At 57.7% G+C, this 13,725-nt stretch carries 10 protein-coding genes; 1 reads left to right on the forward strand and 9 read right to left on the reverse strand.

The features are described from left to right. Positions 1–46: 46 nt before the first annotated feature. From odhB to sdhC, 6 genes are all read right to left on the reverse strand, one after another. Positions 47–1,300 carry a 2-oxoglutarate dehydrogenase complex dihydrolipoyllysine-residue succinyltransferase gene (odhB, locus tag ABH909_RS23675; RefSeq protein WP_429437736.1) on the reverse strand — a complete coding sequence of 418 codons (1,254 nt, stop codon included), beginning with the start codon at positions 1,298–1,300 and terminating at the stop codon, positions 47–49. Positions 1,301–1,342: 42 nt separating this feature from the next. Beyond that, complete coding sequence (locus ABH909_RS23680) at positions 1,343–4,174, reverse strand: 2-oxoglutarate dehydrogenase E1 component (RefSeq protein ID WP_429437738.1); 2,832 nt, start codon at positions 4,172–4,174, stop codon at positions 1,343–1,345. A 262-nt stretch (positions 4,175–4,436) separates the two neighbouring features. Further along, a complete protein-coding gene (locus ABH909_RS23685; protein ID WP_038980237.1) occupies positions 4,437–5,141 on the reverse strand; it encodes a succinate dehydrogenase iron-sulfur subunit in 705 nt (234 codons plus the stop codon). Positions 5,142–5,152: 11 nt separating this feature from the next. Next, a complete protein-coding gene (sdhA, locus tag ABH909_RS23690; RefSeq protein WP_123496127.1) occupies positions 5,153–6,925 on the reverse strand; it encodes a succinate dehydrogenase flavoprotein subunit in 1,773 nt (590 codons plus the stop codon). Positions 6,926–6,928: 3 nt separating this feature from the next. Next, positions 6,929–7,297 (reverse strand): succinate dehydrogenase, hydrophobic membrane anchor protein, encoded by a 369-nt coding sequence (gene sdhD / locus ABH909_RS23695; protein WP_052967227.1) that lies wholly within the window; start codon positions 7,295–7,297, stop codon positions 6,929–6,931. After that, positions 7,291–7,665: a succinate dehydrogenase, cytochrome b556 subunit gene (gene sdhC / locus ABH909_RS23700; RefSeq protein WP_429437740.1), complete on the reverse strand. Its 375-nt coding sequence runs from the start codon at positions 7,663–7,665 to the stop codon at positions 7,291–7,293. The genes sdhD and sdhC overlap by 7 nt, the downstream gene beginning before the upstream one ends. A gap of 362 nt (positions 7,666–8,027) precedes the next feature. Here sdhC and gltA point away from each other — a divergent pair, with 362 nt between their 5' ends. Then, on the forward strand, positions 8,028–9,314 hold the full coding sequence (gene gltA / locus ABH909_RS23705) for a citrate synthase (protein WP_008071464.1): 1,287 nt from the start codon (positions 8,028–8,030) through the stop codon (positions 9,312–9,314). A 1,120-nt stretch (positions 9,315–10,434) separates the two neighbouring features. Here the strand turns inward: gltA and ABH909_RS23710 are convergent. The 3 genes from ABH909_RS23710 to ABH909_RS23720 all read right to left on the reverse strand — a co-directional run bounded on the left by ABH909_RS23710 (position 10,435) and on the right by ABH909_RS23720 (position 13,459). Beyond that, a complete protein-coding gene (locus tag ABH909_RS23710; protein WP_429437742.1) occupies positions 10,435–12,093 on the reverse strand; it encodes a cation acetate symporter in 1,659 nt (552 codons plus the stop codon). Next, entirely contained in the window at positions 12,090–12,401 is a 312-nt protein-coding gene (locus tag ABH909_RS23715) for a DUF485 domain-containing protein (protein ID WP_007894282.1), read from the reverse strand. The genes ABH909_RS23710 and ABH909_RS23715 overlap by 4 nt, the downstream gene beginning before the upstream one ends. 206 nt (positions 12,402–12,607) lie before the next feature. Beyond that, positions 12,608–13,459, reverse strand: coding sequence for a glycine betaine ABC transporter substrate-binding protein (locus ABH909_RS23720; RefSeq protein WP_095634524.1), 852 nt, complete (start codon positions 13,457–13,459; stop codon positions 12,608–12,610). Between the last annotated feature and the right edge of the window lie 266 nt (positions 13,460–13,725).

A 13,725-nucleotide genomic window follows, 5' to 3' on the forward strand; every position in this document is an offset into this window, starting at 1 on the left:
CTGCCCTTTCCTGCAGCTTGTAGCTTGAAACCTGCGACTGCTTCTATCAGATATCCAGCAGCAAACGAGCCGGGTCTTCCAGCAGGTTCTTGATGGTCACCAGGAAGGTCACAGCTTCTTTGCCGTCGATCAAACGGTGATCGTAGGACAGCGCCAGGTACATCATCGGACGGATAACGACTTGGCCGTTGATCGCCATAGGACGCTGCAGAATGTTGTGCATGCCCAGGATGGCCGCTTGTGGCGGGTTGACGATCGGAGTCGACATCATCGAACCGAAGGTACCACCGTTGGTGATGGTGAACGTACCGCCAGTCATTTCGTCCATCGACAGCTTGCCGTCGCGGGCTTTCTTGCCGAAGGTGGCGATGCCGCCTTCGATTTCAGCCAGGCTCATCAGTTCGGCGTTACGCAGAACCGGAACAACCAGGCCGCGATCGCTGGAAACTGCAACGCCAACGTCAGCGTAACCGTGGTAAACGATGTCGCCGCCGTCGATCGAAGCGTTGACAGCCGGGAAGCGTTTCAGCGCTTCGGTGGCAGCCTTGACGAAGAACGACATGAAGCCCAAACGCACGCCGTTATGGCTCTTCTCGAACAGATCCTTGTACTTGGAACGCAACGCCATGACTTCGGTCATGTCGACTTCGTTGAAAGTGGTCAGCATCGCCATGTTCGACTGAGCTTCAACCAGACGCTTGGCAACAGTGGCGCGAACGCGGGTCATCGGTACGCGCTTCTCGATGCGATCGCCGGCAGCGAACACTGGAGCAGCAGCGGCAGGTGCAGCAGCCTTGGCAGGTGCGGCAGCCGGAGCGGCTTTCTTGGCAGCTACAGCGGCAACAACGTCTTCCTTGGTCACACGACCGCCTTTGCCAGTGCCGGCAACGGAAGCGATGTTGATACCGTTTTCTTCAGCCAGCTTGCGAGCAGCTGGTGCAGCAACAGGATCGTCTTCGCCCGCTTCGACAGGAGCAGCGGCAGCAGCAGGTGCAGCAGCGGCGGCTGGAGCAGCGGCGGCAGCAGGTGCAGCAGCGGCGGCTGGAGCAGCGGCGGCAGCACTGCCCTCACCGATGGAGCCCAGAACTTCGTCGGACAGAACGGTGTCGCCTTCGTTCTTGACGATAGCGCCCAGCACGCCGTCAGCAGTGGCCAACACTTCCAGTACGACTTTGTCGGTTTCGATGTCGACGATCAGATCATCGCGCTTGACGGCGTCGCCCGGTTTTTTGTGCCAGGTGGCAACGGTGCCATCGGCAACCGATTCCGGGAAAGTGGGGGCTTTGATTTCGATAGCCATTATCTGTGGGTCCTTAAATTCGGTTTCAGGTGCGCGAAGGCGTTAAACAGTAAAGGCGTCTTGCAGCAGTTGTTCCTGCTGCTCAGCGTGCATCGATGCATAACCACAAGCAGGTGCAGCAGAAGCCTCACGGCCCGCGTACTCGAGTACGAGAGACTTGTTGAGCGTACTGATGCTACGACGCAAGTGGTGTTGGCTGCAGTACCAGGCACCCTGGTTCATCGGCTCTTCCTGACACCAAACGGCATGCTTGGCGTTGGTGTAAGGAGCCAGGACTTCTTTCAGGTCGTCCTCAGGGAATGGATACAGCTGCTCGATACGCACGATGGCGATGTCATCACGACCTTCGGCACGGCGTTTTTCCAGCAGGTCGTAGTAGACCTTGCCGCTACACAGAACAACGCGCTCGACCTTTTTCGGGTCCAGGGCATCGATTTCCGGGATAACGGTCTGGAACGAACCTTCGGCCAGATCTTCCAGAGTCGAGATGGCCAGTTTGTGACGCAGCAGCGACTTCGGAGTCAGGACGATCAACGGCTTGCGCAGCGGGCGAATCACCTGACGACGCAGCAAGTGGTAGATCTGAGCCGGGGTGGTCGGGACGGCAACCTGAACATTGTGCTCGGCGCACAGTTGCAGGTAACGCTCCAGACGAGCCGAAGAGTGCTCCGGACCCTGACCTTCATAACCGTGCGGCAGCAGCATGGTCAGACCGCAGAGACGGCCCCACTTGTGCTCGCCACTGGTGATGAACTGGTCGATAACCACTTGGGCACCGTTAGCGAAGTCGCCGAACTGGGCTTCCCAGATCACCAGCGCCTCAGGCGTGGTGGTCGAGTAACCGTATTCGAACGCCAGCACGGCTTCTTCGGACAGGAACGAATCGTACAGGTCGAAACGTGGCTGGCCCTTGTACAGGTTTTGCAGCGGGACGTAGGTACCCGCGTCTTTCTGGTTGTGCAAGACAGCGTGACGGTGCGAGAACGTACCGCGACCGATGTCCTGACCCGTCATGCGAATCGGGTGACCTTCGAACGCCAGGGTCGCGTACGCCATGGTTTCGGCGTAACCCCAGTTGATCGGCAGGCCGCCGGCTTGCATTTTCTGACGGTCTTCGTAGATTTTCGAGACCTGGCGCTGAACCACGAAGCCTTCCGGAATTTCCAGCAGCTTGGCGGACAGTTCCTGCAAGGTTTTCAGATCGAAACGAGTGTCGTGACGCGCGGTCCAGGCATGGCCCAGATACGGACGCCAGTCCACGAACAACTCTTTGTTCGGCTCTTTGACCAGGCTTTTTACAACATGCAGACCGTTGTCCAGCGCATTGCGGTATTCGTCGACTTTCGCCTGAACACGCTCTGCGTCCAGCACACCGCTCTGGGTCAGACGATCGGCATACAGCTCACGGGTGGTGCGCTGTTTGGTGATCTGCTGGTACATGATTGGCTGGGTGCCGCTAGGCTCGTCGGCCTCGTTGTGGCCACGACGACGGTAGCAGACCATATCGATTACCACGTCACGCTTGAACTGCATGCGGTAGTCGATGGCCAGTTGGGTCACGAACAACACGGCTTCCGGATCATCACCATTCACATGGAGGATCGGCGCCTGGATCATCTTCGCAACGTCGGTCGCGTACTCGGTGGAGCGCGAGTCCAGCGGGTTGCTAATGGTGAAACCGACCTGGTTGTTGATCACGATGTGCACGGTGCCGCCGGTCTTGAAACCGCGGGTCTGCGACATCTGGAAGGTTTCCATGACCACACCTTGACCGGCGAATGCCGCGTCACCGTGGATGGAGATCGGCAGAACCTTCTCGCCGGTAGGGTCGTTACGACGATCCTGACGGGCGCGAACCGAACCCTCGACCACCGGGGAAACGATTTCCAGGTGTGAAGGGTTGAAGGCCATGGCCAGGTGAACTTCACCACCGGTGGTCATCACGTTGGACGAGAAGCCCTGGTGATACTTAACGTCACCGGAACCCAGCTCGACCTTCTTCTTGCCTTCGAACTCGTCGAACAGCTCGCGCGGGTTCTTGCCGAAGGTGTTGACCAGCACGTTGAGACGGCCACGGTGGGCCATGCCAATCACGATTTCCTTGGTGCCATAGGAACCGGAACGCTGGATCAGCTCGTCGAGCATCGGAATCAGGCTCTCGCCGCCTTCCAGACCGAAACGCTTGGTACCCGGGTATTTGGTCCCGAGGTATTTCTCCAGGCCTTCGCCGGCGGTGACGCGCTCAAGCAGATGGCTCTTGATGTCGGCGGAGTACGTCGGACGACCACGCACGCTTTCCAGACGCTGCTGGAACCACTGGCGCTGCTCGGAATCGGTGATATGCGTAAATTCAGCGCCGATGGTGCGGCAATATGTCTGCTGCAACGCTTCGTGAATTTCGCGTAGGCTCGCCTCCTCTTTGCCGATGAACAGGTCGCCGGCACGGAAGGTCGTATCAAGATCGGCATTGGTCAAGCCGTAATGATTGATTGACAGGTCTGCAGGTGCAGGACGCTGCCACAGCCCCAGCGGGTCAAGCTGGGCTGCCTGGTGGCCACGCATACGGTAGGCCTGGATCAATCGCAGCACTTCAACTTGCTTCTTCTCGTGCTCACTGCTCACGCTGCCGGCGGAAACCGGTTGGGCGCGGCGCTGGTTCTTTGCCAGCAAGACGAAATGATCGCGAATTGTGGAGTGCGAAACATCGGTGGCAGGGTTGCCGTCAGCAGGCAACTTCTGGAAGTAGGTGCGCCACTCTTCTGGCACAGCGTTAGGGTCGTGCAGGTAGAGCTCGTAGAGCTCTTCCACATAGGCAGCGTTACTACCGGATAGGTAGGCGCTGTTCCACATGCGCTGCATCACGCTTTCTTGCATGCTTGGTCACCCTCGGTTAGGGGAACACCACCGGCGTCGACACCGAGCAAACTTGCAGAAGTCCGAATGCAGCGACCAAAACAAGCCACTTAGGATCACGCTGATAGTCCGGGTACCAGCCCGGATGCCCCTGCTTGTCTCATTTCTTCAAAATAAGAGCGGCAGCCTTTTAAGCTGCTGCTCAGGTTAAAACTACGGCGCCGGTTGAAGCCGGCGCCGTAGCATCTACGGGTACAGCGGTTCTACGGGTACAGCAGCTGAATCACACGCCGCTTGAAAGCAGCATGTTACGGATGTGACCGATGGCCTTAGTCGGGTTCAGGCCTTTCGGACAAACGTTGACGCAGTTCATGATGCCCCGGCAGCGGAATACGCTGAACGGGTCATCCAGCGAAGCCAGACGCTCGGACGTCTTGTTGTCGCGGCTATCTGCCAGGAAGCGATAGGCTTGCAGCAGAGCAGCCGGACCCAGGAACTTGTCCGGGTTCCACCAGAAGGACGGGCACGAAGTCGAGCAGCAAGCGCACAGGATGCACTCGTACAGACCGTCGAGCTTTTCACGCTCTTCAGGGGACTGCAGACGCTCGATGGCCGGAGCTGGCGTGTCGTTCTGCAGGTATGGCTTAACCTTTTCGTATTGCTTGTAGAAGATGCTCATATCGACAACCAGGTCACGGATAACCGGCAAACCTGGCAGCGGACGAACGATCAGCTTGTTACGTTTAACGACGGCAGACAGCGGCGTGATACATGCCAGGCCGTTTTTGCCGTTGATGTTCATGCCGTCGGAGCCGCAAACACCTTCACGGCAAGAGCGACGATAGGAGAAACCTTCGTCCTGCTCTTTGATCAGGGCCAGCACGTCCAGCACCATCAGGTCTTTACCACCGGTATCAACCTGGAATTCCTGCATGAACGGCGCAGCGTCCTGATCAGGGTTGTAACGATAAACACTGACTTGCAACATGGCGGCCACCCTTAATAAGTCCGAATCTTAGGTTCAAAAGTCGGAACAGTCTTCGGCGAGAAGTTCACGGCACGCTTGGTAACGCGCTTGTCACCCGGGAAGTACAGGGTGTGGCACAGCCAGTTTTCATCGTCACGGTCTTCGAAGTCTTCACGGGCGTGAGCACCGCGGGACTCTTTGCGCACTTCTGCAGCGATAGCAGTGGCTTCGGCCACTTCCAGCAGGTTCTGCAATTCCAGCGCTTCGATACGCGCCGTGTTGAAGGCCTGGCTCTTGTCGTTGATCTTGACGTTGGCGATACGCACGCGCAGGTCAGCCAGCTGAGCAATACCCTTCTGCATGTATTCGCCGGTACGGAACACACCGAAGTAATTCTGCATGCAGCTTTGCAGTTCGCGACGCAGGGTTGCCACGTCTTCACCTTCGGTACGCTCGTTCAGCGCGGACAGACGTGCCAGGGCCGCGTTGATGTCGGCGTCGGTGGCGTCATCGTATTCGATACCGTCGCTCAGCGCTTTTTCCAGGTGCAGGCCGGCAGCACGGCCGAATACCACCAGGTCAAGCAGCGAGTTGCCACCCAGACGGTTGGCGCCGTGAACCGATACGCACGCCACTTCACCCACTGCGAACAGGCCAGGGATGATTTCGTCGACGCCTTCGTCGTTCTGGGTGATGGCCTGGCCGTGAATGTTGGTCGGAACGCCGCCCATCATATAGTGGCAGGTCGGAACAACCGGAACCGGAGCGACCACCGGGTCAACGTGTGCGAAAGTCTTGGACAATTCGCAGATGCCTGGCAGACGGCTGTGCAGCACTTCCTCGCCCAGGTGGTCGAGTTTGAGCATTACGTGGTCGCCATTCGGACCGCAACCGTTGCCGGCGATGATCTCTTTAACCATCGAACGGGCAACCACGTCACGACCGGCAAGGTCTTTGGCGTTCGGAGCATAACGCTCCATGAAACGCTCGCCGTGCTTGTTGATCAGGTAACCACCTTCACCACGGCAACCTTCGGTAACCAGTACACCGGCGCCGGCGATGCCGGTCGGGTGGAACTGCCACATCTCGATGTCTTGTACCGGTACGCCGGCACGCAGCGCCATGCCAACGCCGTCACCGGTGTTGATCAGGGCGTTGGTGGTCGACGCGTAGATACGACCTGCACCGCCGGTGGCCAGTACGGTAGCCTTGGCACGGATGTAGGTGGTTTCGCCGGTTTCGATGCAGATGGCAATCACGCCGACGAATGCGCCGTCCTGGTTCTTCACCAGATCAACAGCGTAGTACTCGTTCAGGAACGTGGTGCCGGCTTTCAGGTTGCCCTGATAAAGGGTGTGCAGCAGCGCGTGACCGGTACGGTCGGACGCGGCACAGGTACGGGCGGCCTGGCCACCTTTACCGTAATCCTTCGACTGACCGCCGAATGGACGCTGGTAGATGCGGCCCTGTTCGGTACGGGAGAACGGCAGACCCATGTGGTCCAGTTCGAAAACTGCAGCCGGGCCTTCCTGACACATGTATTCGATAGCGTCCTGGTCACCGATATAGTCGGATCCCTTGACGGTATCGTACATGTGCCAGCGCCAGTCATCATTCGGATCAGCGGACGCGATGGCGCAAGTGATGCCGCCCTGGGCCGATACGGTGTGCGAACGGGTCGGGAAAACCTTGGTGATCACGGCAGTCTTGTGACCGCCTTGTGCCAGTTGCAGCGCTGCGCGCATGCCGGCACCGCCGCCACCAATAATGATGGCGTCGAAAGAAATCGTTGGAATGTTAGCCATGGATCAGATACCCCAGAGAATCTGCACACCCCAGACGAAGTAAGCGAACATCGCAACGCCGCATACTGCCTGGAAAAGGAAACGTACTGCAGTCGCGGACTTGCCCAGCGCCATCGGCGTCAGGTAGTCGGTCGCGATGGTCCACATGCCGACCCAGGCGTGAGCGCCCAGGGCTACAAGGGCCAGCAGACTGAAGATACGCATCCAGTTGCTTGCGAACAGTTCGTGCCATTGGGTGTAGCCAATGCCAGGATTCGCAACGAGGTATCCGATCAGGAAGATGAAATAAGCCGCGAGAACGACCGCAGACACACGCTGTGCCATCCAGTCATAGAGGCCCGAACGCGACAGGTTCGTAACGCTGGTTACCATATCCAAACTCCCGCCAGAACGATCAACACCGCAGACACGGCGATAATGATTTGCGAGCCCAGTTTGCCGCCTTCCAGCGTCTCACCGATGCCCATATCCATAATCAGATGGCGCACACCGGCTACCAGGTGATACAGAAGAGCGGACAGGAGGCCCCATGCTACGAACTTGGCCAGCGGACTGGTCAAGCATGCCTTCACCTCGGCAAAACCTTCCTCGGATTCCAGAGATTTGCCCAATGCATAAAGCATGAAGCCAAGGCCCAGGAAGAGGATGATGCCGGAAACACGGTGAAGAAACGACGTAACGCCGGTGATGGGGAGTTTGATGGTCCTTAGGTCTAGGTTTACAGGTCGTTGGCTTTTCACGGCTTTTTTTCACACTGAAGAGCCCCTAACAATCAGGGCAAAGTTGTTGGGGAGTGCACTGGTCAGGTAACCACCACCCAGGGATGCGACCCCCAATAAAGCAGGCCCAAAAGCCCCTGGCGGTCGGTGGCCGAGTATAGACAGTTAGGCTACTAATGACAACGCGTTCACCTTCCCCTAATAGCTGATTGCACAAGTGACATAAAAGGCGTAAATGGCAGTCAATTTCGAGGAAAAAGTCCGGTTAAAGCCTTCTGGAGCAAGACTTTAGGCAAATTGACATTCGAATTTATCTCACTATAGTGGTGCGGGCCCTGCGTGGGGGGTCTGTCTGATGATTTCAAGCATAAATAGGAGGCCACATGGCTGACAAAAAAGCGCAGTTGATCATCGAGGGCGCAGCCCCCGTCGAGCTGCCCATTTTAACCGGCACCGTTGGTCCCGATGTTATCGACGTTCGGGGCCTGACGGCCACGGGCCGTTTCACCTTTGACCCTGGTTTCATGTCGACTGCCTCCTGCGAGTCGAAGATCACCTATATCGACGGCGACAACGGCATTCTGCTGCACCGCGGCTACCCGATCGAACAGCTGGCTGAAAAGTCGGACTACCTGGAAACCTGCTACCTGTTGCTCAACGGCGAATTGCCGACCGCAGAACAGAAAGCCCAGTTCGTCGGCACCGTGAAGAACCACACCATGGTTCACGAACAGTTGAAGACCTTCTTCAACGGCTTCCGTCGCGACGCCCACCCGATGGCCGTCATGTGCGGCGTAGTGGGAGCCCTCTCGGCCTTCTACCACGACTCCCTCGACATCAATAACCCGCAGCATCGCGAAATCTCCGCGATCCGGCTGGTTGCCAAGATGCCGACCCTGGCTGCAATGGTTTACAAGTACTCCATGGGCCAACCCATGATGTACCCGCGCAACGACCTGTCGTACGCGGAAAACTTCCTGCACATGATGTTCAACACCCCGTGCGAGATCAAACCGATCAGCCCGGTACTCGCCAAGGCCATGGACCGGATCTTCATCCTCCATGCCGACCACGAGCAGAACGCATCGACTTCTACCGTACGCCTGGCCGGCTCGTCGGGTGCCAACCCGTTCGCCTGTATCGCCGCCGGTATCGCTGCACTGTGGGGCCCTGCCCACGGTGGCGCGAACGAAGCCGTTCTGACCATGCTTGACGAGATTGGCGATGTTTCGAACATCGACAAGTACATCGCCAAGGCCAAGGACAAGAACGATCCCTTCAAACTGATGGGCTTCGGTCACCGGGTTTACAAAAACCGCGACCCACGTGCCACCGTTATGAAGCAGACCTGCGACGAAGTGCTGAAAGAACTGGGCATCACCAACGATCCGCAACTCGAACTGGCCATGCGGCTGGAAGAGATCGCCCTGACCGATCCGTATTTCATCGAACGCTCGCTGTACCCGAACGTCGACTTCTATTCGGGGATCATCCTCAAGGCGATCGGCATTCCAACCAGCATGTTCACCGTGATCTTCGCCCTGGCGCGGACTGTCGGCTGGATTTCCCACTGGAAGGAAATGCTCTCCAGCCCGTACAAGATCGGCCGTCCGCGTCAGCTGTACACTGGCTATGAGTCGCGTGATATCACCCGGCTTGAAGACCGCTGATAAGCGCTTTCTTGCGATAACGTTTTGAGCTGCACCGGAAACGGCCTCTATTGGATAGGGGCCGTTTTTGTTTGTGCCTTGACGTTGTATACGCAGCGGCCTGAGGGCCGACCGGGCTCTGTGGTTGTGTACATATCCGTTTCTTCGGTTGCGCCGGCTGGCGGTTCCGCTCTTACAGCGGGTCACTTTGGAAAAGCGCCAAAGTAACCAAAACGCTCTTGCCCCTTTCGTTCGGTGCCTCGCCCAGGCTCGGCATACCCTCGCTCCGGTCCTGCTCCGTGGGCCCGCCGCGATCGGCCATCCATGGCCGTGCGCGGCTAACCCGGCATCCATGCCGGGTTGCCCACTGCGCAGAACCTCCCCTCGGCCTCTCGAGGGGGCGGTGCGTCAACATCAAAAGCTGCAGGCGAGCTAACGCTCGGCCTGTTGAGTGGTGAAAAGCACAGCGGATGCGCTCTGATTTTTTGTGGGAGCTGGCTTGTCGGGTCCCCGCATCGCTGCGAAGGCGGCCTGACAGCCGACCAGTCTCTTGAAGATGCACATCCCCCCTGTGGGAGCGGGCTTGCTCGCGAAGCTTTTGATTTTGCGTTGCTTTGGCTTTTGATCTTGATCTTGATCTGCCGTCCCTTTCCCAGAGGCCGAACGCAGGTGTTGCGTAGGGGGCACCGCGGCAAGGATGCCGCGGTAGCCGCCTCCGGCCATGGATGGCCGATGGCGGCGGGCCCCCGGAGCAATGCCGGAGTGAGGGCATGCCGAGCCTGGGCGAGGCACCGAATGGCGGGGCAGAAGCCCTTTGGTTACTTTGGGGCTTTTCCAAAGTGACTCGTTGTAAAAACGAAACCATAAGTGGCCGTTACCGCAGCAATGGATATGTACACCATCAAAAAACAAACCACCTGGCATACAGCCTTCGCGGGCAAGCCTCGCTCCTACAAAAGACAATAACCGCCAGCCAGTACAACCGCAGAAACAGATATGCACACGTTCAAAGGCCCGGCCCGCTATCAGACCGCCTACGCGAGCAAGCCAAACAGAGCCCGATAATCACCCAATAAAAATGCCCCAATCTCTCGACCGGGGCATTTTGCGTAGCTCAGCTTATATATAGAAACTCAAAGCCTTAGTGCGAAACCGCCCCGCTCGCCCCCAACCCGGTCTGCGAACGAACAAACTGCGGGAAGAACAGCGCACGTTCGTTCACACCCTCGGCCGATTTATCGGTGATCGAGAAGAACCAGATACCGACAAAGGCAATGATCATCGAAAACAGCGCCGGGTATTCATACGGGAAGATCGCCTTCTCGTGACCCAGGATCTGCACCCAGATGGTTGGCCCCAGCACCATCAAACCAACAGCACTGACCAGGCCCAGCCAGCCGCCGATCATCGCACCACGCGTCGTCAGCTTCTTCCAGTACATGGAAAGCAGCAGTACCGGGAAGTTGCAGCTCGCCGCGATGGAGAACGCCAGGCCCACCATGAACGCGATGTTCTGCTTCTCGAACAGAATGCCCAGGCCGATCGCCAGCACCGCCAGAGCGATGGTGGTGATTTTCGAGACGCGGATCTCATCCTTCTCGTTGGCCTTGCCCTTCTTGATCACACTGGCGTACAGATCATGGGACACCGCCGAAGCACCGGCCAGGGTCAGACCCGCCACCACCGCCAGGATGGTTGCGAACGCCACCGCCGAGATGAAGCCCAGGAACACACTGCCGCCCACCGCGTTGGCCAAGTGCACCGCCGCCATGTTGTTGCCGCCCATCAGTGCGCCAGCGGCATCTTTAAAGGCCGGGTTGGTGCTGACCAGCAGGATCGCGCCGAAGCCGATGATGAAGGTCAGGATGTAGAAGTAACCGATGAAGCCAGTTGCATACAGCACGCTTTTACGCGCTTCTTTGGCGTCGCTCACAGTGAAGAAGCGCATCAGGATGTGCGGCAGGCCAGCGGTACCGAACATCAGCGCCAGACCGAGGGAGAACGCCGAGATCGGATCCTTCACCAAGCCGCCCGGGCTCATGATCGCTTCACCTTTAGGGTGAACCTTGATCGCCTCGGAGAACAGCGCATTGAAGTCGAAGTTGACGTGCTTCATCACCATCAGCGCCATGAACGAGGCACCGGACAGCAACAGCACCGCCTTGATGATCTGTACCCAGGTGGTCGCCAGCATGCCGCCGAACAGCACGTAGGCGCACATCAGGATACCCACCAGGATCACCGCAACGTGGTAGTCCAGGCCAAACAGCAGTTGAATCAGTTTGCCGGCACCCACCATTTGCGCGATCAGGTAGAAGGCCACCACCACCAGCGAACCGCAGGCCGACAGCGAACGGATCTGGGTTTGCCCGAGGCGGTAGGACGCCACGTCGGCAAAGGTGTACTTGCCCAGGTTACGCAGGCGCTCGGCGATCAGGAACAGAATGATCGGCCAGCCCACCAGGAAACCGATCGAGTAGATCAGGCCATCGTAGCCGGAGGTGAACACCAGGGCGGAAATACCCAGGAAAGACGCCGCGGACATGTAGTCGCCGGCGATCGCCAAGCCGTTCTGGAAACCGGTGATCTTGCCGCCCGCCGCATAGTAGTCGGCCGCCGAGTTGTTACGCTTGGATGCCCAATAAGTGATGCACAGGGTTGCACCCACGAATGCCACGAACATCAGGATCGCGGAAACGTTGAGCGGTTGTTTCTGTACCGCACCCGTCAGGGCTTCAGCCGCCCAGGCGCCAGGTGCAAAGGCTGCGATGCTCAATAGAGCCATTAGACGCCGGATCATTGCTGAGCCTCCTTGAGAATTGCATTGTTCAAGTCGTCGAATTCGCCGTTGGCACGTCGCACGTAGATGCCTGTCAGGATAAAGGCCGAAACAATCAGCCCGACACCGATCGGAATGCCCCAGGTAATTGAGGACTCGGGGCTGATTTTTGCGCCCAGGATATGCGGTCCGTAAGCAATCAAAAGAATGAATCCGGAGTACAGCCCAAGCATGATCGCTGAAAGAATCCAGGCGAATCGTTCTCTCTTGCTGACCAGCTCTTTGAAGCGCGAGCTGTTTTGAATCGAGAGGTAAATGCTGTCGTTCATTGTTTTTATCCTCGCAGCACAGATTAAGTTGGAACGTGATCCACTCTATGCGGCTGCCGGACAGGTTCCAGACGACCTTAGTATTAGAACGACATGACCGAGTCTTCATTTCTCCTGCATGTATCAAACACATGAAAAAGCAAAAGGCCCCTTGGCAAAAATGCCAAGGGACCTTGGGAGGTGCTGACTAGACGTTTCAGATCAAATCATTTGACCCAGTCGGCAACGCGATCCGGGTGTTTGGCCACCCAATCCTTCGCTGCGGCTTCAGGCTTGGCACCCTCCTGAATCGCCAGCATGACTTCGCCGATTTCGTCTTTCGAAGACCACTGGAAGTTCTTCAGGAACTTCGCGACTTCAGGTGCCTTGGCTTCCAGGCCCTTGCTACCGATGTTATTGACGGTTTCAGCCGCACCGTAAACGCCTTTCGGATCTTCCAGGAAACGCAGTTTCCACTTGGCGAACATCCAGTGTGGCACCCAACCGGTGACGGCAATGGATTCGTTTTTCTTCTCGGCACGGGTCAACTCGGCAATCATGCCGGCACCAGAACTGGCCTTGAGGGTGTAGTTGTCCAGACCGTAGTCCTTGATGGCCTGATCGGTTTTGAGCATTACGCCTGAACCGGCATCGATACCGACGATACGATTTTTGAAGCTGTCGTCGGTTTTCAGATCGGCAATAGACTTGGCCTTGACGTACTCCGGCACGATCAGGCCGATTTTTGCATCCTTGAAGTTCGGGCCGTAATCGACGACCTGATCCTTGTTCTTGGTCCAGTATTCACCGTGGGTCACGGGCAACCACGCCGATAGCATGGCGTCGAGTTTGCCAGTGGCCACACCCTGCCACATGATCCCCGTGGCAACCGCTTGCAGCTTCACGTCATAACCGAGTTTCTGTCTGATCACTTCCGCGGCCACGTTGGTCGTGGCGACGCTGTCCGACCAGCCGTCTACATAACCGATCGTCACTGCCTTGCCTTCAGCACTGGCCATCGTAGAACTGATCGCCAGCACCAAAGCGGCACCTGCGCCCAAGAGTCGTCGCATCTTCATCGTTACTTCCCCGAAAGTGCTGCGCTCGACGGATGCCGAGCCGCTCAACGTATTGTTATGGTGCACAGCGCCCCCATCACGCCTCACCGCAAACTCGTTCAAACATCAGCGGAGTACTGACGATTGGATGATCAACCTGACGCCCACTGCGACCTGCTCTGCCAGCGACCTCAAGGCATCGAGAAACGACATCAGAAGGCCATTAATTGCAACCGGCGCAAATCCATCCGCCATCCCGCCTGAACTTTGCATGTCAAAATTATGCG

This window comes from Pseudomonas sp. BS3782 TE3695, from assembly GCF_050435305.1.
Taxonomy (GTDB): domain Bacteria; phylum Pseudomonadota; class Gammaproteobacteria; order Pseudomonadales; family Pseudomonadaceae; genus Aquipseudomonas.

Coding starts and splice junctions, on each gene's coding strand:
- sdhA (WP_123496127.1), bottom strand. CDS start 6,925: ATGGCTAACATTCCAACGATTTCTTTCGACGCCATCATTATTGGTGGC.
- ABH909_RS23715 (WP_007894282.1), bottom strand. CDS start 12,401: ATGAACGACAGCATTTACCTCTCGATTCAAAACAGCTCGCGCTTCAAA.
- odhB (WP_429437736.1), bottom strand. CDS start 1,300: ATGGCTATCGAAATCAAAGCCCCCACTTTCCCGGAATCGGTTGCCGAT.
- ABH909_RS23680 (WP_429437738.1), bottom strand. CDS start 4,174: ATGCAAGAAAGCGTGATGCAGCGCATGTGGAACAGCGCCTACCTATCC.
- ABH909_RS23710 (WP_429437742.1), bottom strand. CDS start 12,093: ATGATCCGGCGTCTAATGGCTCTATTGAGCATCGCAGCCTTTGCACCT.
- ABH909_RS23720 (WP_095634524.1), bottom strand. CDS start 13,459: ATGAAGATGCGACGACTCTTGGGCGCAGGTGCCGCTTTGGTGCTGGCG.
- gltA (WP_008071464.1), top strand. CDS start 8,028: ATGGCTGACAAAAAAGCGCAGTTGATCATCGAGGGCGCAGCCCCCGTC.
- sdhD (WP_052967227.1), bottom strand. CDS start 7,297: ATGGTAACCAGCGTTACGAACCTGTCGCGTTCGGGCCTCTATGACTGG.
- ABH909_RS23685 (WP_038980237.1), bottom strand. CDS start 5,141: ATGTTGCAAGTCAGTGTTTATCGTTACAACCCTGATCAGGACGCTGCG.